The organism is Streptomyces sp. CA-251387, assembly GCF_050936625.1.
Classification (GTDB): Bacteria; Actinomycetota; Actinomycetes; order Streptomycetales; family Streptomycetaceae; genus Streptomyces.
In genome coordinates, this window is the sequence record NZ_JBNJMJ010000001.1 from 34452 (window position 1) to 56454 (window position 22003).

Annotated in this window: 17 protein-coding genes and 2 pseudogenes; 10 read left to right on the forward strand and 9 right to left on the reverse strand. The window is 67.4% G+C overall.

Features of this window, described 5'->3' with window-relative positions; translation table 11 throughout:
- Positions 1 to 99: 99 nt before the first annotated feature.
- From ACQEV2_RS00185 to ACQEV2_RS00200, 4 genes are all read right to left on the reverse strand, one after another.
- Positions 100 to 2106: a hypothetical protein gene (locus tag ACQEV2_RS00185; RefSeq protein ID WP_433034812.1), complete on the reverse strand. Its 2007-nt coding sequence runs from the start codon at positions 2104 to 2106 to the stop codon at positions 100 to 102.
- Positions 2107 to 3199: 1093 nt separating this feature from the next.
- Entirely contained in the window at positions 3200 to 4513 is a 1314-nt protein-coding gene (locus tag ACQEV2_RS00190; protein WP_433034815.1) for a hypothetical protein, read from the reverse strand.
- 1105 nt (positions 4514 to 5618) lie between these two features.
- Positions 5619 to 6344 carry a restriction endonuclease gene (locus ACQEV2_RS00195; protein ID WP_433034818.1) on the reverse strand — a complete coding sequence of 242 codons (726 nt, stop codon included), beginning with the start codon at positions 6342 to 6344 and terminating at the stop codon, positions 5619 to 5621.
- Complete coding sequence (locus tag ACQEV2_RS00200; RefSeq protein ID WP_433034821.1) at positions 6344 to 6550, reverse strand: hypothetical protein; 207 nt, start codon at positions 6548 to 6550, stop codon at positions 6344 to 6346. The genes ACQEV2_RS00195 and ACQEV2_RS00200 overlap by 1 nt, the downstream gene beginning before the upstream one ends.
- 512 nt (positions 6551 to 7062) lie before the next feature.
- Here ACQEV2_RS00200 and ACQEV2_RS00205 point away from each other — a divergent pair.
- The 3 genes from ACQEV2_RS00205 (at position 7063) to ACQEV2_RS00215 (ending at position 8205) form a co-directional block, all read left to right on the forward strand.
- Positions 7063 to 7662: a DUF4262 domain-containing protein gene (locus tag ACQEV2_RS00205; RefSeq protein WP_433034824.1), complete on the forward strand. Its 600-nt coding sequence runs from the start codon at positions 7063 to 7065 to the stop codon at positions 7660 to 7662.
- Between the two features lie 102 nt (positions 7663 to 7764).
- Positions 7765 to 7896, forward strand: coding sequence for a hypothetical protein (locus tag ACQEV2_RS00210; protein ID WP_433034827.1), 132 nt, complete (start codon positions 7765 to 7767; stop codon positions 7894 to 7896).
- A 111-nt stretch (positions 7897 to 8007) separates the two neighbouring features.
- Positions 8008 to 8205 carry a hypothetical protein gene (locus ACQEV2_RS00215; RefSeq protein WP_433034829.1) on the forward strand — a complete coding sequence of 66 codons (198 nt, stop codon included), beginning with the start codon at positions 8008 to 8010 and terminating at the stop codon, positions 8203 to 8205.
- Between the two features lie 131 nt (positions 8206 to 8336).
- On the opposite strand, the gene ACQEV2_RS00220 is transcribed toward ACQEV2_RS00215, so the two are convergent.
- Positions 8337 to 10274, reverse strand: a complete 1938-nt coding sequence (locus tag ACQEV2_RS00220) for a S41 family peptidase (protein WP_433034832.1) — start codon at positions 10272 to 10274, stop codon at positions 8337 to 8339.
- Between the two features lie 57 nt (positions 10275 to 10331).
- Positions 10332 to 12248, reverse strand: coding sequence for a DNA/RNA non-specific endonuclease (locus tag ACQEV2_RS00225; protein ID WP_433034835.1), 1917 nt, complete (start codon positions 12246 to 12248; stop codon positions 10332 to 10334).
- Between the two features lie 910 nt (positions 12249 to 13158).
- On the opposite strand from ACQEV2_RS00225, the gene ACQEV2_RS00230 reads away from it, so the two are divergent.
- The 4 genes and pseudogenes from ACQEV2_RS00230 to ACQEV2_RS00245 form a co-directional block, all read left to right on the forward strand.
- Entirely contained in the window at positions 13159 to 13719 is a 561-nt protein-coding gene (locus ACQEV2_RS00230; protein ID WP_433034838.1) for a hypothetical protein, read from the forward strand.
- 197 nt (positions 13720 to 13916) lie between these two features.
- Positions 13917 to 15473: a hypothetical protein gene (locus ACQEV2_RS00235; protein WP_433034841.1), complete on the forward strand. Its 1557-nt coding sequence runs from the start codon at positions 13917 to 13919 to the stop codon at positions 15471 to 15473.
- A gap of 15 nt (positions 15474 to 15488) precedes the next feature.
- Positions 15489 to 15766 (forward strand): annotated as a pseudogene (locus ACQEV2_RS00240) (hypothetical protein); the annotation flags it as partial.
- Positions 15709 to 15948: pseudogene (locus ACQEV2_RS00245) on the forward strand (dihydrofolate reductase family protein); the annotation flags it as partial. The pseudogenes ACQEV2_RS00240 and ACQEV2_RS00245, both read left to right, overlap by 58 nt.
- Positions 15949 to 16085: 137 nt before the next feature.
- Here ACQEV2_RS00245 and ACQEV2_RS00250 read toward each other — a convergent pair.
- The 3 genes from ACQEV2_RS00250 to ACQEV2_RS00260 form a co-directional block, all read right to left on the reverse strand.
- Positions 16086 to 17021, reverse strand: coding sequence for an alpha/beta hydrolase family esterase (locus ACQEV2_RS00250; protein ID WP_433034844.1), 936 nt, complete (start codon positions 17019 to 17021; stop codon positions 16086 to 16088).
- Positions 17022 to 17481: 460 nt separating this feature from the next.
- Entirely contained in the window at positions 17482 to 17628 is a 147-nt protein-coding gene (locus ACQEV2_RS00255; RefSeq protein WP_433034847.1) for a hypothetical protein, read from the reverse strand.
- A 263-nt stretch (positions 17629 to 17891) separates the two neighbouring features.
- The gene (locus tag ACQEV2_RS00260) at positions 17892 to 18449 is read right to left on the reverse strand and encodes a DUF3291 domain-containing protein (protein WP_433034850.1); all 558 of its coding nucleotides are present in this window, start codon (positions 18447 to 18449) and stop codon (positions 17892 to 17894) included.
- Between the two features lie 354 nt (positions 18450 to 18803).
- Between ACQEV2_RS00260 and ACQEV2_RS00265 the strand changes: the two genes are divergently transcribed.
- The 3 genes from ACQEV2_RS00265 to ACQEV2_RS00275 all read left to right on the forward strand — a co-directional run bounded on the left by ACQEV2_RS00265 (position 18804) and on the right by ACQEV2_RS00275 (position 21699).
- A complete protein-coding gene (locus tag ACQEV2_RS00265) occupies positions 18804 to 19088 on the forward strand; it encodes a helix-turn-helix domain-containing protein (protein WP_433034853.1) in 285 nt (94 codons plus the stop codon).
- Between the two features lie 720 nt (positions 19089 to 19808).
- Positions 19809 to 21206, forward strand: a complete 1398-nt coding sequence (locus tag ACQEV2_RS00270) for a Dyp-type peroxidase (RefSeq protein ID WP_433034856.1) — start codon at positions 19809 to 19811, stop codon at positions 21204 to 21206.
- Between the two features lie 262 nt (positions 21207 to 21468).
- A complete protein-coding gene (locus ACQEV2_RS00275; protein WP_433034859.1) occupies positions 21469 to 21699 on the forward strand; it encodes a hypothetical protein in 231 nt (76 codons plus the stop codon).
- Positions 21700 to 22003 lie beyond the last annotated feature (304 nt).

The window sequence follows — 22003 nt, forward strand, 5'->3', positions numbered from 1 at the left end:
TTGTTAGAGCCAGTTAGGGCAGTTGCGGAAGAAGATGCCTGGCCTAGCGCAGATGACGGTGGCCGGCTTCGAGGACCTGCTCGGCCGCGTGCAGCGTGCTCAGTGCCTCGGTGCGGGCCTGTTGGGTGTGTCCTGCGCCGGCGAGTGCTTGCACCCAGTCCAGGCGGCTGCGGATGACGTGAGGGTGCTGGGGTTCGAGCAGGCGGATGCGGTCTTCGATGAGGGAGGCAAAGCCTGCCACGGCTTCCTCGTGGCGTCCGGCGCGGGCTGCGAAGGTGGCGAGGCTGCTGCGGATGGCCAGCGTGTGCGGTGCGTCGGCGCCGAGGTGGGTGATGGCTTCGTCGAGCAGCGTGTGCATCTGCCGTTCGGATTCCTCGAGGGTGTCTGTGCTGGTGGCAAACCAGATGCAGCTGCGCTTGGTGGCGATGATCTGCTGGTGGTCGTCCGGATGGTGGTACTCGCGGTCGCTGAGCAGGGCCCGGAACTGTTCCGCGGCGCTGGCCGGGTTGCCGCTTCGCCGGTGAAGTAGGCGAGTTGGTGGCGTGCGTCGAGGACGTCGGGGTGCGCGTGGTCCAGCAGGGTCTGGGCCTGGGCGACGATGCCGGTGAACAGGTGCACGGCTTGGTGTGTGTCTCCGGCTTCTCCGGTGAAGAAGGCTGCCTGGTGCCGGGCGGCGAGGGCGATGAGGGGATCGGTGCCGGGCCACTCGGCGATGCGCTGAAGACGCGTGGCGGCCTGGCGGGGATGTCCGCCGTCGCCCCAGGCCAGCGCGAGGGGGAACTCCGCTTCGGTCACGGATCCCTCGTGGGCTTTGGTCAGCGCGGTGATGGCCCGTTGCAGCCGGGCCTGCTGATGGGCCACCAGCCCGAGATCGTAGGCGTCTTCCGGGCCGACGGCGGCCAGGAGTGCGTTCCACAGGTGGTCCGGGACGGGTGCGGGACGGGGGGTGTTGAGCAGGTAGTCGAAGGCCCGGTAGCGGCCGTCGTCGTCTCGTCTGAGGAGCCCGGTGGTGGCGAGGGCCGGTGTGCAGGCCCATTGGAAGGCGGCGGTGATGCTCTCGGGGCGCAGGTCGGTGCCCCCGCGTTCGGCCAGATACGGTTCATGGAGCCGCTGAAGGAGTTCTGGTGTGACTGCGCTGCGCAGTCCGGCGCGGCGGCAGTCGACGGCCGCGCTCACCAAGGTCGCGGCACGCGGGTTGGTGCCCGGGGCCCAGGCGTTTTCCCAGGCGGCCATCAGTTCCGGTCCCGCCGCGATCGTCTCCGCGATGCCGAACCGGTCGCAGGTGAGCAGGGCGGCCGCGATCCGCGCATCGCCGGCGTGAGCGGCGGCACGCTCGCACTCGCCCGCGGACCAGCGCCGGGCCAGCCGGATCACGTCCGCTTCCTGCAGAACCTCCCGCTGCGTACGCCAGGCGTCCCGGTCGGAGCCGGTCAGGCGGCTTTCCTCCCGGGCCTCGAAGCGGCGGTACTCCTCCACACGCATGGTGCCCAGCACCACCCGGTGCCCCCGCCCGCCATCCAACGAGCGCAGCAAGGCCGCGCTGATGCCGTCCCGGCCCAGGTAGTTCTCCAGGTCATCCAGCCACAGCACGGCCCGGCGGTAGCTGCGCGCGCAGGCCACCGCTTGAGGTACCGCAGCACGCGTGCGGGGGGCGACGAAGCGGTAGTGCGGGAACTGGGAGCGTGCCACCTCATAACCGAGACGGGACTTGCCCGCCGCGGACTCACCCACCAGCAGTACAAAGCGCGCCTGCTGCACCTGGCGCACAACCTCGCGTTCGGCGTCCCTGGGCACATACGGCGGCGCCTTGGTGCCGTCGGCGGCCCGCACTCCGGCCGCTTCCGGCCGGGTGACCTGCCGCACCCGGGGAATGCGCCCCCGGGCGTCACGCAGCAGGTCCGTCTCTTCACGGCTGCGCCGTCGTGGCCGAAACAACTCGGCCGTCAGCCCGTACACGGCGGTGATGGCGGCACCCACACCGGCCGCCCATGGCCCCGACAACCAGGTGATCGCCGCAACGATGGCCGCACAGCCCGCGACCACCACCGCAACAAAACCGAAAAGCCCCTGCACAGGCTGCCCGCCACGCCGCAAAAACCCAGACATGCGGCCTCCCCGACATCCCCCACTACGGGCATCCTCGCGAAGAACCCGACGATGTCGAGAGCACACACACGCAAATCGGCCGGTCGGCCACAACGCCACACGACACAGACCGCCCACCGGCCGCCCCACCACTCCCCCGAACCCCGCACGCCAGGAAACCCAGACCTGGCTGATGACACTTCAGGACGCGCCGGGCCGAGTTCCCAGCCGACGTTCAGGCCCGCGACCATCCGCACGGCGGCGCTGCTGCGCAGCCTCCGGCACCACTCGCGCAGAGGACACAGCGAGCCTCCTGATCACCACACCCTGCCGGCACGCCTGCCACGGGCCCGAACGCGAACGTGCATGCCGGGCCGGCGGACGGCCGGGGCTGCATCCCGGCCACAGCGTCGGCCTGCACTACCTCGCTCGCATCCGGGCCCGGCAGGACCCGTCCGGGCGCCGGCGCTGCTGCCGGCGCCCCAGCCGTATCCGGCGCCGCGGGCTGACTCCCGTACGGGCGAAGGGCCTTACGTGCCGTGCAGCCCGACACCTGCGGTGCTCCCCGCATCACCGGTTTCGCTGCGGCAGGCCCCTGCCGCACTCGACGAAGGGACTCTTGACGTGGACACGAGCAGCAACTGAACGAAGCAGGCTACGCACCCTGGGCAACCGAACAGGGCCGGAGCGAGTCCCGATGGGCCAGTGGGCCCCAGCCGCCCTTCTGTCAGTGAGGAAGGGGGCGCCCCAGGCCGAGCCGACAACGGAACCGGGTGATTCGGGCTCCCCACGGGTCCGCTCGACAGGCAGCGTGAACTGCCGGTCGGCGAGATCGTTCTCAGCCGGCCGAGCCACCACATACACCGGCCGCCGCCATCGTTGAGTGGGGCTCGGCGGCGGTTCTGTTCCCGTGTGCCTCCTCGCTGCAGCCATCCGCTCCGCCGTGCGCATGCCTGCTGCTCATGGGCATTGAGCCCAGGCGCTACCAGTGCCCGACCTACCGGAAGCCAAGGGCATTCGGTGGTCGCCGGGGGGAACCGGTGTAGCTGCGGTGCCATCGTCCAGGACGGCCAAAGATGACAAGAACGACCAGGACGGAGGAACTGACCGCGGGCTACGGCTTGTCCTCTGCCTCCTGCGGCCTCCCAGCCTCAGCTACGGTGCTGGCCCAGCCGACCATAGCGTCGTCCTCCAGGCCGTCGTGATCTGGTTCGAAGACATGGCTACAGTCATGATCGGCGTGCTGGATGGACACCCCATTCCAGGGAAACGGCGGCCACCACGGTGATTCCCAGCCGCTGCCGCCGCCGAGAACCCAGTACGTGACGAGCTCCCGATCACTTTCAGTCAGCCAGTCGAAGGCGCTGCGGTGGGCGAGGGGGCGACGGTACTCAGCGATTCGTACGCCATCACACGTCTTGATCTCGCGGGGCGTCTCCCTTCCCGGCCGGCTCTCCACCTCCACACGGTCCGCCCTCGCGACGGCGACGTCTACTGAGACCCTGTACACAGAGAATGGCAAGTCCCGAGGAGCACGCGCCAGCAGGGTCGTCTGGACTACCTCATCAGAGCCGATCCACGCGTAGTCCTCTCCCACCGGGCCGACTTGAATATGCTCCGGGCGCGAGTACAGGGTGTTCGGGCTCACCCGCGCGGCAGAACCATAGTTCCCGCCGACAATGTCCTCGTACGGCAGCCCGCGATCACGGCCGTCCTCGGGCATCAGGATCCAGGACGTCCCGGTGATCTCGTACAGCGACGTCAGCATCCTCACGGGCGTCTTCCCCTTGTTCTCCACTTTGATCTCCACGGTGATCTCCGCGTGATCAGCGCGCATCTCGATGCTCTCGATGCTGGCCTCCTCCTGCACTACCGGCGGGTTGTTGGACGGCTCGTAGCGGGCGGAGTACCAAAACTGAGGGATGGTCAAGCAGGCTGCCAGCAGTGCGCCTACCGCTGCAATCACGGCGGCTACCACTGTTGATCTTGCTTGCCTGTCGGACGACGTCGCCGAGGGCGGCAGCTGAGTGGACAGCGGCACCTCGGCAATCTCTCGTGCGTCCCCCCAGATGAGGCAAGCTGCCAGGAGCAAAGCAGAGGTGACCACCACGGCGGTCACGACGAGAACCGGCTGGAGTACGAAGTTTGACTGGACCCGGAAGATGATCCAGCCGCTGACGAGGCCGACGGCGAGATCCGCGGACAACGGTGCCCACCGCCGCCAGCGCACAGGCATCTCAGGCCTGAGCGCGGCACTGCAACTGCCGACAATCGCCATCGCTGCGATGACAAGGAACGCTCCCACCGTCCTCGCACCGAAATCCAGCCCGCGGTAGACATCCGCCAGACCGACACAGCCGAGAATCAAGCCATAGACGAGCAGAACGATGCGCCCGCGCGTGCGGATGCGGCGGTGCAGCTGCCGCATGGCAGTGTCGAGCCTTCCGCCCAGGCCTGCTGCGGGCCGGGCCCACGCTCCCGGACGCCCCCGCATCCCCGTCGCCATGCCCCCCAGTCGCACCATGCGGCGGAGCTGGATTGGGCGCGGTGCTGTCGCCATTCGTCATTCAACCCCCCGAGAACTCCAGGGGATCGTAGAGCCGGGCGATCCGAATGCGCTGGAAACCCTCAGGCACAATCACCAGATGTACGACATCTTGGGCATGCCTGTGTACCGCGCCGACCGCACCGATCTCCCGACCCTCGCCACGCTCCCGAGATCCCTCCGCGCCGCGCGATCCGAGGCGATTCGGTCCGGACAGCTGAAGCCCGCACCGTGCACGATCACTTCTGCTGTCCGGTCGTTGAAACAGACAGCGAGGCCACCCGGTAGTTTCGTCTCGTGTGCCTGTCGGGCCGGCGGGCGGCCTGACCGTGCACAACGAGATGCTATGGCCCAACGCCCCAAGTCGGAGGAAGAGTTGAAGGTCACTGAGCAAGGGACTGCCTTTCCTGCACTGCCCGCTTCGGCCCCATGAGCGCGCGCCCGCCTCACGCCTACGCCCCGCGCGGAACTCGCGCCGCAGACACGCCCCTGCGTGCCGTCATGGACGGATCGGACACAGCGACGTTTGTGATCGCGCTCGACGGGTTGGTCTTCTCGGTCGTGTCGGTGGGCTGGCAGGCTGCGCACCACTTTCTGCACGGTCCGCGGCTGCGGGTACATGTGCGGCCGGCCATGCACGACAATGCGACACTGCAAGCTGAAGAGCACGACAGCATCTGGCCCCCGCAGGGATCGGCCGAACCCGCCGCTGGCGAGCGGCGCTACCAGCGCCCGGCGCCAAGCCCGGATCCGCCTCGATATACGCATGAGGCAGTTCGAGGGCCTCCTCCCAGCACGCCACACGCGCGGCAACACGCGGGGGCGGCGTCAGCACACCGGCCCCCTCGACACGACAGCCTCCCCGCAAGCGGTCAACGCACTGAGCGCGAAGGCACAGCCCACCCGAGCAACGCCCCATGGCGGTGACAACCAGGCCCAGGCGCTGCACACGCCGTTGACCAGAGCAAGGCCGCCGCCGTGCCGGACATCATCCAGGGCGCGAGCGCTGGCCTGCTCGGGCCCGGGCACGTGGGCTGCGGCGTCCCGTCCGGGCGGTAAGGCGCAGGAGTTCATGCAGGGGGGTGCCGTGTTCGGCCCACTGGCGCAGCCGGTCGCGGTCGACCCAGTGGATCTGGTGACGCTCGCCCCAGGATTTCGCGTCCCGGGTGAGGTGCCCGTTGGTGATCACCACAGCCAGGTGGGCGCCGTGGACGGGGCCGGCGGTGCCTTTGAGCTGATACAGCACCGGCGAGCCGACCTTCGCCGCCGTGGTGGTGTGCTTGGCCTGCACCACCAGCCGCCCCAGCGCCGGGTGGTCGGCGATGACGTCGGCGCCCTGGTCCCCAGCGCGTCCGACCTGCCGCGCCCGCCAGCCGTCCCTGACCAGCACATCGCGCAGCGCCTGCTCGAACTGACGGTCATTCATGGCGTCGAACTGGTCCAGCGTGATGTGCAGCCGGGCCAGCATCTGCGCGCGGACGCGCCGTATGCGGCCGGCGCGGCGGATCCGCCATAGCCCGTAGCCGGCACCGGCGGCCGCGAGCACGGCCAGCACCGGCCACAGGCGCGCCGCCAGCTGCCCGAGCGCGGTGACCGCCTGGAGCAGCCCCCACCCCGCCGCGGCCGCCACCGCCGCCGCGGCCAGCTGCTCGCTCCGGCCGCGCGGCGCGCGCAGCCGAAGCCCGGGGCGAGTGCGGGGGCTGCGGCGGCCCATCAGCGGCCCGCAGACACCGACGGCGGCGGCGTGTGCGGTGTCTGCTCAGCCGTGGAAGCCTCGCCGAAGCCGAACAGCTGGCCCCATAACCACACCACCGCGACCAGCCCGGCGATCGTCCAGCCGCTGAGCTTCTTCGCCTCCGGGCGCGGGTTGCGCCGGATGTGCTCGCGCACAACGTGGTATCCCTCAGGCACCCTCGCCATGGTTCCTCCCCCAAGGTCGGGCAGGCCGCCAACTGCGGCTGCTGCTTGAAGAGTTGGTGTAGCAGTCGGCACCGACAAAACCACCGGAACGATCACCAGCCGCCCCCGGCCCGGGGGCCGATCCCGCCACAGAACGACCGCCCGGACGAGTCATGTTCGAATCTCCCTCCCAGCAAGCCGCACGACCTGCCCCCAACCCGCCGCAGCCGCAGGCAGCCGCTGACTCACCGAGGCAGGACCACAGGTGCGGCGCCCCCGTCAGACACCCGTGTTGACCCGTGCCCCGTGACCGCCCCATGCGAAGTGGCGAGAAGACGCACATGTTCGATCGCTCAAAGAACTCAACGAGTGGTCACGACCCCCGGCTGCCCGACTCAAACGCTCATCTCGTAGCCTCCGCGCATGGCTGATGATCCGTTCCGGTGCCGCTGCGTCCCGTGCCATGACTACGGTGACCGAGATGAAGCGGACCGAGTGGATCTTGCGATCACCGAGAATGTGCAGCAGCACGGATGGCACGTCGTGATGGCCCCCAGGACGAGATCGGTCCTGGATTCGCCTACACGATCGGCCTCTCGCACACTCACGGCGCATCTGAACTCGCCATGTTCGGGCTCGATGTCCACGCCATGCACCGGATGCTCAACAGGCTCGCAGCGAAGTCCGCGGCGGGTGCTGTACTGGCTGACGGCCAGAGGCACCCTGACGTTGTCGGCGGTCACCACGTCGCCCTCAGGCAGGTCGATCTCCGCTGGTACCGGACCTTCTTCGGACGGGCCATCGGGTTCTACCGCGGCCTCCTTTCCCTGTGTTGCAAGTCGCGTGGCCCGACGTGGATGACCGCTTTCATTGGGAAGAACAGGCTCAGGAGAGGCATCGGGAGTCCCAGCCTCAGCTGTGGCTTCCACCGAGTGAGCACCCTGCCGGGATCTGGACGACCGAACTCTGACCCCGGAGGTGTCGACCAACGACCGATCAACACCATCGTGAGGAGCCATCGGAACAAGATCATTTTACAGCCATGGCACTCAAGGAACTGGGCGCCCCCAGGAGGTGGCACGGGCCAGGATTCGACGATGTCTATCGGGATCTCCGGATCCTTGGAGGCGTGATCCTCTCGCTCCCTGGCCACCCTGCACTGAGGTGTGACCCCGGCAAGGCCCACACCTCGATGGCGGTCTTCGAAGCTACGGCGTGCCTGGGCAAGGTCTCCGGTGCGCGGTGACATCGTGCAGACCCTCGCGGCTGCCGGCCAACCCCAGCGCGACCCCCAGTGGGAGCTGACATACGACGGGCTGCGGGCCGCCGAGGCCAAAGGCAGCAGGGGCGGCCGCCCTGGCCCGTGAACACGGCGTCAGCCGGGGTGCCATCCGCACGGCCGTCGCTGGCCTCATGCCCGAGCACCGCGGCCGGCCCCAAGGACGCCCCGGCCCCGAAGCTGCCGGTCACCCGCGACAATGCCTGGCAACGCCGCCGACCTCCTCCGCACCGCCCAGCTGGACCAGCGCGTGCGCGGGATCACCGGCCCGAGCTCGTCGGCGCAGATGACCGGGGCACCGGACGGAGGGTCGGTGTACAGGGCGCGGGCACGCGCCTCCCCCACCGGCGCGACGGCGGGTGTCTGGTCCGCGGTGGCCCCCCGCATCCGGCTGTAGCAGTGTGCGGGGCCGTGCTCCTGCCGCGCCGGGTTGGCTGTGGTGCCGATCGTTCCGAGGATCGGCGACTGGCCCTGTCCGAAGGGCTTACGGCCCCTCAGGATCAGAAGCAGGTGAGGGCCTACAAGAGCCTACGGTAGATCCCTGGTCGTGCTCGCGACGAGGCGGCCGACCTCGAAACCCTCCAGGTGGGCGGTGTGTGCCGAGGCGGCGCCAGGGACCAGCAGGTCGGCCTGGCCGCCGATGAGGTCGACGGAGGCGCGGGGGCGCTGGTCGAGGTAGACGTCGACGCGATCGACGTTCTCCGCCGTGAGCCTCAGATGGAGCGCGCCGTCGGCGGCGGCGGCCTCCGTGATCGTCACGGCGTGCGGAGTCAGACCCTGCAGGAGCCGGCCCGCGTGGTCCAGGAGATCGGTGTTGCCCTCCAGCAGGTCGCGGCGTGTCATGTGATGCAGCTCGTTGGGGACGACTCCCAGGTCCTCCACCGGCGTGCCCGAATTCGGGCCGACCCGCAGCGTGCGGCGTATCGACACCCGCATCCCGGCACCCTTCGGCAGGGCCGTATAGGGCGTGCCCGGGTCGTCCGCGAGGAACTCGGTCAAAAGGTCGTGCGGCCAGACGTTGGCGCCGCCGGCGCCCGTGTTCTCGTCGGTGCCGAGCACGGGGCCGATGTCGTGATCCTGGAAGCCGGCCGCGAAGATGTCCGTGGCCGAGTAGCACCTGGCGTTGGTGATGAGTACGACGGGCCCAAAGTACTGCTGCCCGATGGCGTTGGCGGCGATCTCGGGGCTGATCGGGAAGGCGCCGGAGTAGACCGAGCCAGTCTCGACGGCCTGTTCCATGGACGGCACCCAGGGGCCCAGATCCAGTCCCGGACCGCCCTGGAGCCGCTGGCAGATCCGCAGATTGAGCGGGGTGTTGACGAACTGCACGGGTTCGGGGTTGATCCGGCGCGGCGTCAGCGTCTGCAGGGTGAACTCGGCGGCGTGGATGTGCCCTCCGCCGTTGTCCCGGACGTCCACGATGAGCCCCTTCTGCGGCAGTTGCCGGATGAGCCGGACGAACTCGGCGACGAACGTGCCGGGGCTGTTGACGTTGAAAGTGAAGATGCGGATGTGGCCGAACGTTCCGGACGGCGTGGTGACGGACCGGGCCCGGAACACCTTGGGCATGGTGCTGGCGATCTCGCCCGCCCCCAGGTCCGGTAGGGGTTCGTCCGCCTCGGCGGCCCGTTCCTGAGCGACAACCAGGGGCGCGAACAGCAGCACCTTGGCCCGCTGGGTCTCATCGCCGTCGAGGTCCAGGCCTTGGAACACGGCCGTGTCCCGGTCGGCGGAAACGAACGCGGGCAGGTTCTCCACGATCTGCCAGCTCTGCCGGAGTTCCCGGGCCGTTCCGGCGAGGTCGATGTAGCTGACCGTCACCCACTCCTCCAGCGGCGGGAGATGAATGACGAGCGGCCGCACGGTCAACGACTGCACACCCCGGCTGCGCCGGGCCGCCGTGTTGCTACCGGCGAACCGGGCCGCGTTGAGGTCGACGGCGTCCTGGATGGGGATGCCGCTCCAGTGGGTGATCTCGACGCCCGGCTCGAACCCCGGCGCCGAGAAGCCGCTCACCACATGGGTGACCAGGAACCGGGTCCGGCCCTGTTCCGTGCAGGACTCGACCAGGAAGGGCAGGAAGGCGATCTTGCCCCTGAAGGGGTCGGGTAGCAGGTAGTTGGTGTGCAGGTCCCGCACCGAGTGGAAGATCTCCGACATCTCCGCGTGGAACAGCCACTCCCTCGGCATGGTCTGCGGTGTCTGCCGCTCCATGCGTCGGCGCAGCAGCCGCAGCCGCTGGACCGGGTTGACGGCGTGCATCGCGGTCTTCAGCGGCAGATGGACGTAGTTCTGCTCCAACAGGACCAGGGCCTGCTCGGCGAGGAGTCGGCGATCCTCCAGGGACAACTGGCCGGCGCCCTGCAGGAAGGCCGGCAGAGAAGCCGCACCGAGCAGGTGGTCACGTACCGGTTCCGCCGCGTTCTGGAGGAACTCGGGTGCGTTCTCATGAACCGGTTGGGTCATGGCGATGCACCAGTCCTTCGTGATGCGCGAATCTGGGTTTTGGACGGGGAGTTTGGTTCAGCCCCACTGGATGTCGGCCGTGGTCTCCAGCGGCGGGCGGTCCGCCACAGACTCGGGCACATGCAGGGTGTCGCCCTTGTGGAGGGCAGCGGGGAAGCGCACCCGAGTACGGTCCTCAACCTCGCCGAGGGTGACCTGAAAGACCCGGAACTCGTCCAGTTCCAGCGCTTCGAGCTGATCCAGGCTCTGGGTGAGCAGAAACGCTCTGGCCTTCAGTTCACCGTTCTCGGTGAATGCGATGACCTTGTAGAACTCCCGAGGTATGCGCACGCCCCGGTAGACCCGGTCGTCGTCCTGGAAGACCGGCCCGCCGAAGACACTGATTCTCAGGTCATCGACGTCGGCGTCGGCGAAGACGGCGTCCTCCAGCGCGCCCCACACCCCGTTCTTGGCGCTCTGGTTGAAGTCGTCCATCTGCGGAGTGATATTGGTGTAGAAGAACGAGTCGGTGTTCGCTTTGCGCGCCTCCGGCAGGCTGCCCCAGAGCAGGTCGGCGCGGCGGGCGATGTGCCCCCGGTCGAGCCGGTTGGCCTGATACAGCTCGTTGCCGACCTGCGCCGTGCCGGGCAGCCGCTGGTCCTTGACGAAGGGGATGCCGCTGCGGCTGAGCTTCTTCAGCGAGCCGCCGTCGACGTTCCAGGCCACCCAGAACGGGAAGCGCCGCTTCTTATTCAGGGTGAGGGAGAAATGCGTGTACGGGATGATCGGCGAGCCGTCCAGGAGGGCGGCGTCCCGCGCGAGGTCGGTGTCCAGTTCCGGGGCCTCGACCCGTTCGCCGAGGAAGTCGGCGTCGTAGCCGGCAATGATCTCCAGCTGCTCCGGCGTCGGCTGGCTGAGGGTTATGTCGAGCTTCTCGAACACCGATGTCGACAGGCAGGCGAGGGCGTGCTCGTCCGGACTACCCCTACCCTCGCCGGCGAAGTGCAGCCCGGCCAGGACCGGGCTCACCCGGTCATCGCCCTCCTTGAACAGCCACGCCGCGCCGGAGTCACCGCCGCTGCTGACCTCACCGTCCGCCAGCGGATGGTCGGGATCCGGGCCAATCTCGAAGCACCCGATGGTCCGCTGGCCCGTTCCCCCGCCGTAGTTGATCTTCGCTATGGTGTCGACGCGGCGGACGATGCCATGGGTGACCCCGGTCGAACGGCCGCTCTTGACCACCTTGTCGCCGAGCTCGGGCTCCCCCAGGCTCCGGGGGGCGACGTCCAGTTCGAGGATCTCCGGGAGGGAGTCGCGATCCTCGATGGTCGCCACCGCACAGTCCCCGGCCACGCCCAGGTGGGAGCGCTTGAGTACGCCCATCCGGTTGCGATCGATGCGATTGTCGTCCCGTGTGCCGGGCTGCACGACCTCGATCCCCAGCTCGCCGAACGGCCCGTGCAGCACGTGCCAGTTGCTGAGCACATACGGGGTGCCGTCCGCCCGGTCGAACACGATACAGCCGATGGTACCGGCCGACACCGTCACCGCGCCGACGCTGGCCCCGGGCCGAATGGGATCCAGCCGGCTCTTGCGCAGCGGACTCTCGACCTCGGCCACCATGTGGAAGCTCGGCTTGTAGGTGCGCTCGATGACATCGGTGGGCACCTCGAAGCCATCGACGGTGATGGTGGCCGGGATCAGCTCAGTGCCCAGGGACTCCAGCACCTCCGGCTCGGCCTTGGTCGCCACGGTGAACTGCAACGCAACTTCGCCGCCCGGCCGATCGCCGGTGGCCTTGCGGCCGACGCCCACCGAGGTGATGTTCGGATCCTCCAGCAGGTGCGGGCCCCGGACGCGGACGTACTGCCGCAGCGCCGAGAGGAGTTCATCGTCGGAGGGCGAGTTCTTCTTCGCCGAAGCCGTCTTCGACGCGGGCTTCGGTGGCGGGGTCTTCGAGGCGGTCTTCTTCGTGTTCGTCGTTCTGCTGGCCATGCGAGCACACATCCCTTCGAGGGCGAGACGACGCGAGGGCGGCCGCCGCCGAGGCCCGGCAGGCATCGGCGCGTCGGCGCCGTGCGCAGTAGCGGTCCGGGGCGGCGAGGCTCACCAACGCCGCCTTTCCTTGGTGAGTGTTCGGTCGCAGCACCGGTGGTCACACGAGAATCGCCGCGACAATTGCGAGGGCACATGGCCACGACTGCCTCGATGATTCCGTCGAGCCAGGGCGTGAAGTCCGCGTTCACTCGGGCAAGCCACCGCCATCTGTGGCCAGTGCGCTCCCGAGTGTGACACCCCCGGACAGCCAAATCAGGTTCGAACTCCTGCAGCAGCTGAACTACTTGGAGCTTTTATATGAATCAGACGTCAACCATTCCGACCACCCGCCCTCCAGGAGTTGAAGGTCCCGAGAAGGGTGGTTTTGCCACTCATTCCATGATGGTTGAGCTGCGCGATGAGGCAAGTTGACATTGAACCCCAACGCTTCTACCCCTTGGCAGATTCTCACTCAGTCAACTACTTCTAGTGAAGCGTCAAATATTGAATTCAGACGCAATGCTGGATGCGCAATATTGACGATCATCTAGGCAACCCAGCCGCTCTGACTCAATCACCGCCCAGCACGGACAGGGCTTGCACATAGCCCTTGGCGAGGCGGCCGGGCATGAGGAACCGCGCTTCCTCGCCGGCCTGACGCTGCGTCTTTCTGGCGAATGGTGCCGGAGGGGGTCCGGATGCGTGAGACGGCGAGGGGGTCTAACGTGAAAAGCGGACGCTTGCGCATTGAGTCGGTTCCACGCCAAGACGTGCATTTCATCGATTACGGCTACTGCTTCTTCATTTACTTCTCCACTGGAACTCCGCCGGCTCGCATCCGATCCGGCGTGACCGGAGGAGGCAGTCAATGGGACGCGCCTCAGAGAATTGGGAGAATCCGGGCAACGAGGGGTGCCGCCGAGCACTCTGCGAATCCCAGGGGCACGCGCCCGACGCACCGGTCACTCGTCCCAATACCTGGCAGCATCGCGCCAAGGTCCGTGTGTCCGTTCTGTGGATCGAACTCGCCTCTGTCTGTCCGGAGGAGAAGGAAGACGACTGCTCGGACGGGGTGAAGCGGAGCGAGCAGCGTGACTGGGCTCGGCGGTTGCTCGTTCGGGCGGAGAACCTGATCGACAGTACCGGGAGTGGTCAGCGAGGGCTGTGGGAGCGGATCCATAGTTGGTGGAACGGGGAGCTGTACGAAGGGGCTCTGAAGTGCCTGCATGAGGCCGAAGTGCTCATTGTGGGACTGCACGAGCCCAACCTGGCGCTTCGCCATGCTCCGAGTGTGCTGGCGATGGCCAAGCCGGTCTGCCGTGTGGACAGCTGGGTGACACAGGTCGAGCAATTTCTCGGGCCTTCCAGAGAGACGTCAACTCCGAAGAATCTGCCAGCGGCACTCGCCGCATTGATGGGAGCGGCATAGGGGGTCGAGGAGGAGCGGGGTGTCCGTAGCCGCAACTTCCGTATGCTGCTGGCCGCCGACCCCGACATGCACGAGGCGGAGCAACTGGAAAACGTACCGTCAAAAAAAGCGGACCGCTGAACCAGCATATCCAGGACCCAGGCCTGGACCGAGGAGAAGAAATGGCCGATCACGCAAATCTTCCCGCTCCTGCGAGAGTGGTCGCAGCCAGAGAACTGCCCGCTCGTGAACCGGCCAAGGACCCCACACTGGGCATCCAAGTCGCCCGGGACTGGGAAGGAGAGCCCGAACCCCGGCATCGACTCGTCACCATCGGCGATTCGCTCACGCACGGATTCCAGAGTGGGGCGATCTTCAACACCGATATCTCGTTCCCGGCAATCATCGCCCATGAGCTGGGCTGGGGCGAAGGGTTCCGCCGTCCCTCGTATCCCGGATACGGGGGTCTGCCACTCAACATCGAGTTGCTGCTGCGGGAGTTGGAGGAACGCTTCGGGAAGAACCTCGACTGGTGGGAGGCGCCTCTGGCACTGTTCCACGCCCGGAGGTTCCTGGACAAGGCCGAAGACTACTGGGAACGCGGGCCGGGGAAGGACGTGCCTCGGACCACCGAAATCAACCACAATCTCGGGGTGTACGGCTGGGACGTCCGCGATGTGCTGTCCAAAAGCGCGAAAATCTGCCGGGACGCCATCGACGAACCAAAGGACAACTTCCTGAAGCAGGTCGTGCAGAACGGCGGTGACCGCGCGGCTCTGCGGGTGCTGCCCTCCGCGGGCATCGACGGCGACGAGAACATGACCGTGCTCGCGGCAGCACAACGTCTCGGTGAGGACCGGAGCGCGGACCACAAACACGGCATCGAGACGCTGATCGTCTTCGTCGGCGCCAACAACGCCCTGCAGACGGTGACCAAGCTCAAGGTGAAGTGGAGCGGCCAGGACTACCAGGATCTGAAGGGCAAGGAGTCGTACACGGTCTGGGATCCCGACCATTTCGAGGCAGAGCTGCGAGAACTCGCCGACCGGGTGCTCGGCATCGCGGCCCGGCATGTCATCTGGTGCACCGTACCCCACGTCACCATCGCGCCGATCGCGCGCGGGATCGGGCGCAAGATGGCCACGGGCTCGCGGTACTACCCGTACTACACCCGGCCATGGATCAGCGATCGGGACTTCAATCCCACCGTGCACCCGCATGTGACGGGCGAGCAGGCCAGGGACATCGACCTGGCGATCGACCTGTACAACAAGGCCATCACCGACCAGGTGCGCAGCACGCGGCGGGCCGGCCGGGACTGGTACCTCATGGATACGGCCGGGCTACTGGACCGGCTCGCCGCCAGGCGCTACATCGACGATCTCAATGCCCAGCCGACGTGGTGGCAGCCCTATCCCCTGCCGCCGCAACTGGCGGCCCTCGCTACGCCGCCGAACTCCCACTTTCTCACCAGCGACGGCAACGGGCGCACCGACGGAGGTCTGTTCTCCCTCGACGGCGTCCACCCCACCACCGTCGGATACGGCATCATCGCCCAGGAACTGGTCAACGTCATGCGCCAGGCACGCGTCGAGTTCCGCCATCCGGACGGCACCGTACGACCGGACCCGGTCCTCGTCGACTTCGATCGGCTCATCCGCCGCGACACCCTGATCAACCAGCCTCCGGGCAACCTGACCTCGGGGTTCGAGGTCCTCGCCTGGGCGGACACGTCGATCAGTCTGCTGAAGCGCACACTGTACTTCCGGGGCTGACGGGTGGTCGGCCATGCCGCCCACACGGGCGTGACGACTCGCCGCTGGGCGAAGGAGAACACAGTCCAACTCTGCTTCACCCCGACCTACGCCTCCTGGGCCAAACCGATCGAGGCACACTTCGGCCCGCTGCGGCAGTTCGCCCTGGCCAACTCCCATCACCGCAGCCACCCCCGGCACAGACCCAGGCCCTCCACCGCTACCTGCCGTGGCGCAACGCTCACGCCTGCCACCACTCGCGCAGGCGCGGGAGGCCGCGCAGGGCAAGGACGTCCGGCTCGGCGGCGGCGTGACCACTATCCGGGGGTTCCTCGACGCCGACCTCGTCGACACCATGCATGTGGCCGTCTCACCGGTGAAGTTCGGGTCCGGGCTACGCCTCTAGGACTCGTCCGAGCAGCTGCTGGACCGGTTCCACATGGAGGTCGTGCCCAGCCCGAGCGGCGTGACGCACCACCTTTTCTGGCGCAAATGACGAGAGAGACAACGCGGGAACCTCAGCACGGCCGACGCGAGCGTTCCGGCAGATGAATGCGTAGTTGTGGGCGAGTTGCCGCTGCAGACCCCGGTACTCGCCCACAACCACTGACCCACCACACGTGCAACAGGCCTTCACTGCCTCTTCTTGGGATGGGCGGCGAAGAACTCCCACATCAGATCGGTGGCGTTGACGTCGGAGTCGGCGAAGGCCATGTCGTTGCTCAGGCCGCCGGGCCAGGAATGACCCATACGGGCCAGTCGGTAGGTGGTCACCTCGGAGCCGTCTGCGCACGTGGCCGTGGTTCGCCTGACTTCCTTCTCCGCCTCCTCAGGCAAGGCGGCCTTGCAGTCCACGCGCTTCTGCCAGGTCTTGATGCCGGTGTCGAAACTGTCGTAGTACCGGTCCAGTTCGCCGATGAAGGTGATGACGGAGACCGGGGATTCAGGCCGGTACGAGTCGTCCTCCGCGGCCGAGCCGATGAAGCCGCCGCTGACGGGGGCGACGGCGGCGAAGACGTCGTGGAGTTCCACCGCAGCCTTGAGGGACATATCGCCGCCGTTGGAGATGCCGGTCGCGTAGATGCGGTCTGGGTCTGCGCCCCACATGTCGACGAAGCGGTCGGTGATCGTGCGAAGCAGGCCGACGTCGTCCTCGGAGCCGCAGCAGACCAGGGCGTTGAAGGCCTGCGCATGACCGTCCGGGTAGACGACAAGGAAGTTCTCCCGGTCGGCCTTCGTGCTCAGGCCGCTGAGCTGTTCCACGTAGCGCCCGGTGCTGGGGTAGGGGTGCATGGCGATCACTAGGGGCAGTTTCTTGTTCGGGGTGTACCCAGGGGGTGCGTGCGCCTTGTAGGTGCGCTGTTGGCCCTTCCAGGTCAGCTTGACCGTCTGGTCACCAGGACGGGGAACTTCTGCCTCCGGTGAGGATGACGACGTAGGCCTCTTGGACGGCTCGTCCTCGGCGCCGGAGTTTTCGGGGGCGGAGGTACAGGCGGTCAGGACGAGGGCGGCGCACAGGGCCATGACGGTGAGTGGGCTGCGTAAGGACGTAGTCCCTCGGGTCAGCATGCCACACATGGTCGCAGTGGGGTGCGGGGCGGTCCAGAGGAATAGTTGGTTCGCAGCACCGTGCTCCCAGCAGCCAGTCCGACGGCTTGCGGGAGAGGATCGTCTACCCGCTCTCGATCGCCGCCTCGCCCCGCGCGAAATCCAACGCGGCTGCCGACGCCTGGCGGGGAGCACAACCGGGATGTCCCCAGCTCTCTCCCCCCAACCTTCGTGATGACCTCGCCCTTGCCGCAGTCCTTGAAGCAGACCGGGTAGGTACGCGGGTACGCGGCGCGGACCGAGCGGCGCGAGAGCGGCACCGCCTTCTTCGCCGCGATCTTCTACGCGGCCGGCTTCCCGCCGCCCGCCTTCTTCCGTAGCCAACAGACGCTCCGCGTCAGCCAGGTCGTCCCAGGACGCTCCCAGCGCCACGAGAGCCGCGCGCCGCACTGCTGCCCGTTCCCCTTCAGCGGCCAGCTACTCACGACGAGCGACCGCACAAATCCCGCTCGGCAGTGGCCTGTTCGCGGCGCTCAACCTTTGTCAGCGCGTGCTGCTCGGCTTCGCGCTGCGTGGTAACGAACTCGGTCAACGCCGCCTTCGGTGTGTCAAATTCCAGGCTGGCCAACAGGCGCTCGATTGCGACGTGTTCACACTGCGCCTTTCCCTGGTGAGCATCTTCCCCGCCGATCCTAAGTGGTCGGCTCCGTAAATCCTTCGGGGGTGCCGGCGAAGACGCTGGTGCAGGATGGCGTCTTGGTACTCATCGGTGCTCGCGAGGTAGAGGTCGAAGCCCCGGGTACTGGCGGATCCGCCGTAGCGCAGACGCATCTGTTCGCCGTCATTCAATCGCGGCGTTTGACAGCGAACCCAGTCGTTCGGGCCTCCTTGTCAGCGAACCTGGTCGCTTTTCGGCCCGATGCCTTTGATCCTGGTCGGAGTTCCGTCCGGGGCGAATGAGTGGTGGAAGGTGAAGGCGTGCGGCGTGGAGCCGTGGTCGTGGAGGTACTCCAGCCTGGAAACCCCGTCCTGCCAGGCGGGTATCACGCTGTCGGAGACCCACCAGCACACGTAATTCGGGTGCCCTGTCCTCTCGAACCAGTCATAACGCCTGTTCAGCGCCTCACGGTGCAGACCGGTGTAGACGGCGTCGAAGGCGGGGCGCAGGTCGGTCCACAGTGAGAGGGTCGCGGCCAGGGCGGTGGTTTCCACAGTACGGCCCTTGCCGTACCAAGTCGGTACGGCGAACTCTCCCCATGCACCCCAGTCGGCCTCGAAGAGCATGCCCCGGTCACCGTCTGCCGCTTCAGCACGCGCGAGGTATCCGGGGTGCTGACTGATCTTCCGGTAGACGGCCTCACCCCTGTCGTAGAACTCGCGCATGAGGGGTGCGGGGTCGGCGAGAGGTGACTTCAGGACGCCGAATGTGTACAGCGCGAGATGGGGCATGCGTCTCTCCCTGGTTGGGGGTGCCTGGTGTGGACCCGGTTCGGTGGCTTGGGCATGGGGGCGAGGGTTCGTGGGGCATGACCAACTCATCCCGTCGCGGGTGGCTCAGCCTGAAGGAACTCCTGGGCGACCGTGGGCGATCGCCGAAGACCAGGTGAAGGTAGCTGCCTCTGCGGGCCATGTCGAAGTTGCGTTTTCCCTGTCCAAGTGGCCTCTTGCACCGGTCATTGCGGGGGCTGGGGCGGTGACGGGCGGGGCAGGCTGCGGAGTACCAGTGATCCACTTCGGCCGATCGGTTCGCCCGCCACGCCCGTCCGCACCCCCTGTCCGACAGCCCTGAGTGCCGCCGAACGCGTGCGGTTGAAGAAGATGGCCTACGGCCACAAGACCGAGCACCGGCTGCGGGTGCGGGTGCGTGCACAGGTGGTGCTACACGCCGCACGTGAACGCTCCACCGCGTGCATCGCCCGGGAGACGGGGCTGCGTTTGGACACCGTGCGCCGCTGGCACGGCCGGTTCGCCCAGGCGAGCATGCCCGGGCTCAATGAACGTCAACGCTGCGGCCGTCCCGCCTCGTTCACACCGCTGCAGGCCGCCGACGTCAAGGCGCTGGCCTGCCGGCTGCCTGCCGAGAGGTGAAGTACCGCTCTCACGCTGGTCGTGCCCGGAACTGGCCCGCGAGGCCGCCCGGCGGGGCATCGCCCCGTTCATGCCGACGTCGACCGTGCGTCGCTGGCTCGCCAGGACGCGCTCAAGCCCTGGCAGCAGCGCTCCTGGATCTTCATCACCCGCCCCGGGTTCCGGCTGAAGGCCGCCTGGGTGCTGGACCTGTACGCCCGCACTTGGCAGGGCGAACAGCTCGGGCTCACCGGCTCACCGGCCGCTCCAGTCTCTGGACGCCAGGGGAGCAAATTCGCGACCAGATTGCCCGGAAACCGGATCAAACGCTCAGTAGGGTGAATGCCTCCCGCCGGCCGCATTGCCGCGTAGTACTGCAGCCGAAGTACGCCTCAGGTGCGGGCCCCCGAGGCATTCCAAAAGGCAATGGTGAGTCTCTGCCAGCGTGTCAACTCCTGTGAGGCGGCGCGCGCCGTAACGGAGCTCGACAAACGTCGCGTTACTTTTCCCGTCAACCGAGATCTTTACGGTTCAATTTTCTCGCCCTGCAGTCAACGGAACCGCACACCGCGAGGGTCTCGATCAAGTCGCATATCGCATCCGGCTCCCTCAGACTGAAACAGGTGCCCCAGCGCTTGCAGAGAGCGTCTGAGCAGGAGTGCATCGGCGTCCGGGCACCCTCCGGCCTTTAGGCCGCTCCCGCAATCTCGGCGGATCCCGGACTCGACAAAGGGAGCTGACATGCCCGTCGAACTCAATAGCCCAGTGCCGCTGTCGTGGAAGAACGCCACCGGCGACAACGAGACCATGCTGCAGAACCTGCAGGCGAACATCCTGAAGGGCCATGTCCGCGACCGTCTGCACATCCTCCTCCTGCAATTCGCCGAGGGCCCCGAGGGCGCCGCGGAGGCCCGGGCGTTCCTGGCCGGACTGGTCCCGATGATGAAGTCGGCCAAGACGGCGCTCGAAGAAGTGGAAGCCTTCAAACAGCACGGTTTGAAGGGCACGCCCTATGTCGGCGTGGGGCTGACGAACGCGGGCTACGGCAGGCTGGGCCTGACGAGTGCGGTGCCCTCGGACCCTGTCTTCCAGCGGGGAATGCGACACCCCGATTCCCTGACCAGTCTGAAAGACCCTGATCCCACGCAGTGGGAGCACGGTTACCAGCAGGAAATCCACGCCATCGTCCTGGTCGGCGACGCCGATTCACCTCCTGCCGACGCCCGGCTCGCCGAGGTCGAGGCGCTGCTGACCGGTTCGATCACCGTGCTCGCCAGAGAGACCGGCAAGACCCAGCACGACGCCGCAGGCCGCGCGATCGAGCACTTCGGGTACGTCGACGGGCGCAGCCTGCCGCTGTTCCTCACCGAGGACCTGGACGCCGAGCGTGACACCCTGGACGGAACCTCCGTATGGGATCCGTTCCTGCCGCTGGGACGATTGCTGGTCGCAGACCCGGCTGCCCCCAACCCCGGCACGGACTTCGGCAGCTACTTCGTGCTGCGCAAGCTGGAGCAGAACGTACGCGCCTTCAAAGCGGCCGAGGAAGCGCTCGCCACTGCGCTGAAGCTGGACAACAACGACCGCGAGCGCGCCGGTGCCATGCTCGTCGGCCGCTTCCGGGACGGTACCCCGCTCACCCTCCAGGCCGAGGCCGGAGCGGACAAGCCGGTGATGAACGACTTCACCTATGCCAGCGACACCGTCGCCCACAAGTGCCCGTTCCAGGCACACATCCGCAAGACCAACCCCCGCGGGTCAGGCGGCTTCGAAACACCGGATGAGGAGAAGCTGCACCTGCTGGCGCGGCGTGGGCAGACCTACGGAGAACGCGCCGAGGGCGACGAGCCCGAGAGCGGTGTCGGTCTGCTGTTCATGGCCTTCAACTCCGAGATCGGTCAGCAGTTCGAGTTCATGCAGCGGATGTGGGCCAACAACTCCGGATTCCCCAAGCACGACGCCGCTCCCCAGCCCGGGCTCGATGCGGTGATCGGTCACGGCGACCGGCCCCCGCAGACATGGCCGAAGGCCTGGGGAAACGACGAGACTCAGGAAGTCCCCGCTCCTGTGCAGGCCGTGACCATGAAGGGTGGCGAATACTTCTTCATGCCCTCGCTGCCGTTCCTGCGCAGCCTGTGATCGCCGCGCGTCCGCCCCACAGCAGGCAACGTCACGCCCGGTCGCGGAAGGGGCCACCACCGTCCGGGGCGGACAGAGCCGGCACAGCGTTGCGGTGAGCCCCGACGGGATGCGGCAGTCGTGACCGGGTTCATGGGGAACGCGGTGCCGGAGGCCGACATCCTGCGCGGGAGTTGGCCCCTTCGCAGCCGACGAAGGTCCGTGCGGTGTAGCAACCAGTCCCGACGGTGGGCATCTGCAGGTCACGGTTCTGCCCTCCAAGGTGCTGATCGTGATCAACCATCCAACAATGCCTTCAGCAGTGGCTTCTACCATGCGCCGTCCGGTGGCGATCGGCCCTGGTCCCGGTGCAGAGGGCATACAAATGGCGCTGGCTCGCGAAGACCGGGTGCGGATCACCGACCGGTCCGCAAAAGCGGGCTTCGGGACGCTCACCGTCCTCGACTTTCCGGTCGGCGTGGCGGTGAGCCCGACGGGCGGTATCCCTACGTGAACCACTGCTTCTCCCCCGAGTGTCGTCGTCGACATCGCCGGCGGAACGCCGGTCTGCGGTGTCCCGGTCGCCGAAGGACCTTACGGCGTGGCGGTGAGCCCCGACTGGGACCGGGTGTACGTGGCCAGTCCCCCTTCGACAGCATGTCGGTGGTCGTTCCCGGACGAGACAGAATGCTCGGGACGATTCCGGTCGGTGGCGCACCACGGGCCATGGCTACCAGCCCGGACGGGACCCGCCGGTACGTGACCAACTTCTTCGCCGACACCGTCTCGGTGATCAGGCTGTGACACGCTCCCGCCCT

Excerpts from the sequence above, each read along its gene's own strand:
- ACQEV2_RS00185 (WP_433034812.1), bottom strand. The coding sequence starts at position 2,106 with ATGTCTGGGTTTTTGCGGCGTGGCGGGCAGCCTGTGCAGGGGCTTTTC.
- ACQEV2_RS00190 (WP_433034815.1), bottom strand. The coding sequence starts at position 4,513 with ATGCGGCAGCTGCACCGCCGCATCCGCACGCGCGGGCGCATCGTTCTG.
- ACQEV2_RS00195 (WP_433034818.1), bottom strand. The coding sequence starts at position 6,344 with ATGGGCCGCCGCAGCCCCCGCACTCGCCCCGGGCTTCGGCTGCGCGCG.
- ACQEV2_RS00200 (WP_433034821.1), bottom strand. The coding sequence starts at position 6,550 with ATGGCGAGGGTGCCTGAGGGATACCACGTTGTGCGCGAGCACATCCGG.
- ACQEV2_RS00205 (WP_433034824.1), top strand. The coding sequence starts at position 7,063 with ATGGCACGTCGTGATGGCCCCCAGGACGAGATCGGTCCTGGATTCGCC.
- ACQEV2_RS00215 (WP_433034829.1), top strand. The coding sequence starts at position 8,008 with ATGCCTGGCAACGCCGCCGACCTCCTCCGCACCGCCCAGCTGGACCAG.
- ACQEV2_RS00220 (WP_433034832.1), bottom strand. The coding sequence starts at position 10,274 with ATGACCCAACCGGTTCATGAGAACGCACCCGAGTTCCTCCAGAACGCG.
- ACQEV2_RS00225 (WP_433034835.1), bottom strand. The coding sequence starts at position 12,248 with ATGGCCAGCAGAACGACGAACACGAAGAAGACCGCCTCGAAGACCCCG.
- ACQEV2_RS00230 (WP_433034838.1), top strand. The coding sequence starts at position 13,159 with ATGGGACGCGCCTCAGAGAATTGGGAGAATCCGGGCAACGAGGGGTGC.
- ACQEV2_RS00250 (WP_433034844.1), bottom strand. The coding sequence starts at position 17,021 with ATGCTGACCCGAGGGACTACGTCCTTACGCAGCCCACTCACCGTCATG.
- ACQEV2_RS00260 (WP_433034850.1), bottom strand. The coding sequence starts at position 18,449 with ATGCCCCATCTCGCGCTGTACACATTCGGCGTCCTGAAGTCACCTCTC.
- ACQEV2_RS00270 (WP_433034856.1), top strand. The coding sequence starts at position 19,809 with ATGCCCGTCGAACTCAATAGCCCAGTGCCGCTGTCGTGGAAGAACGCC.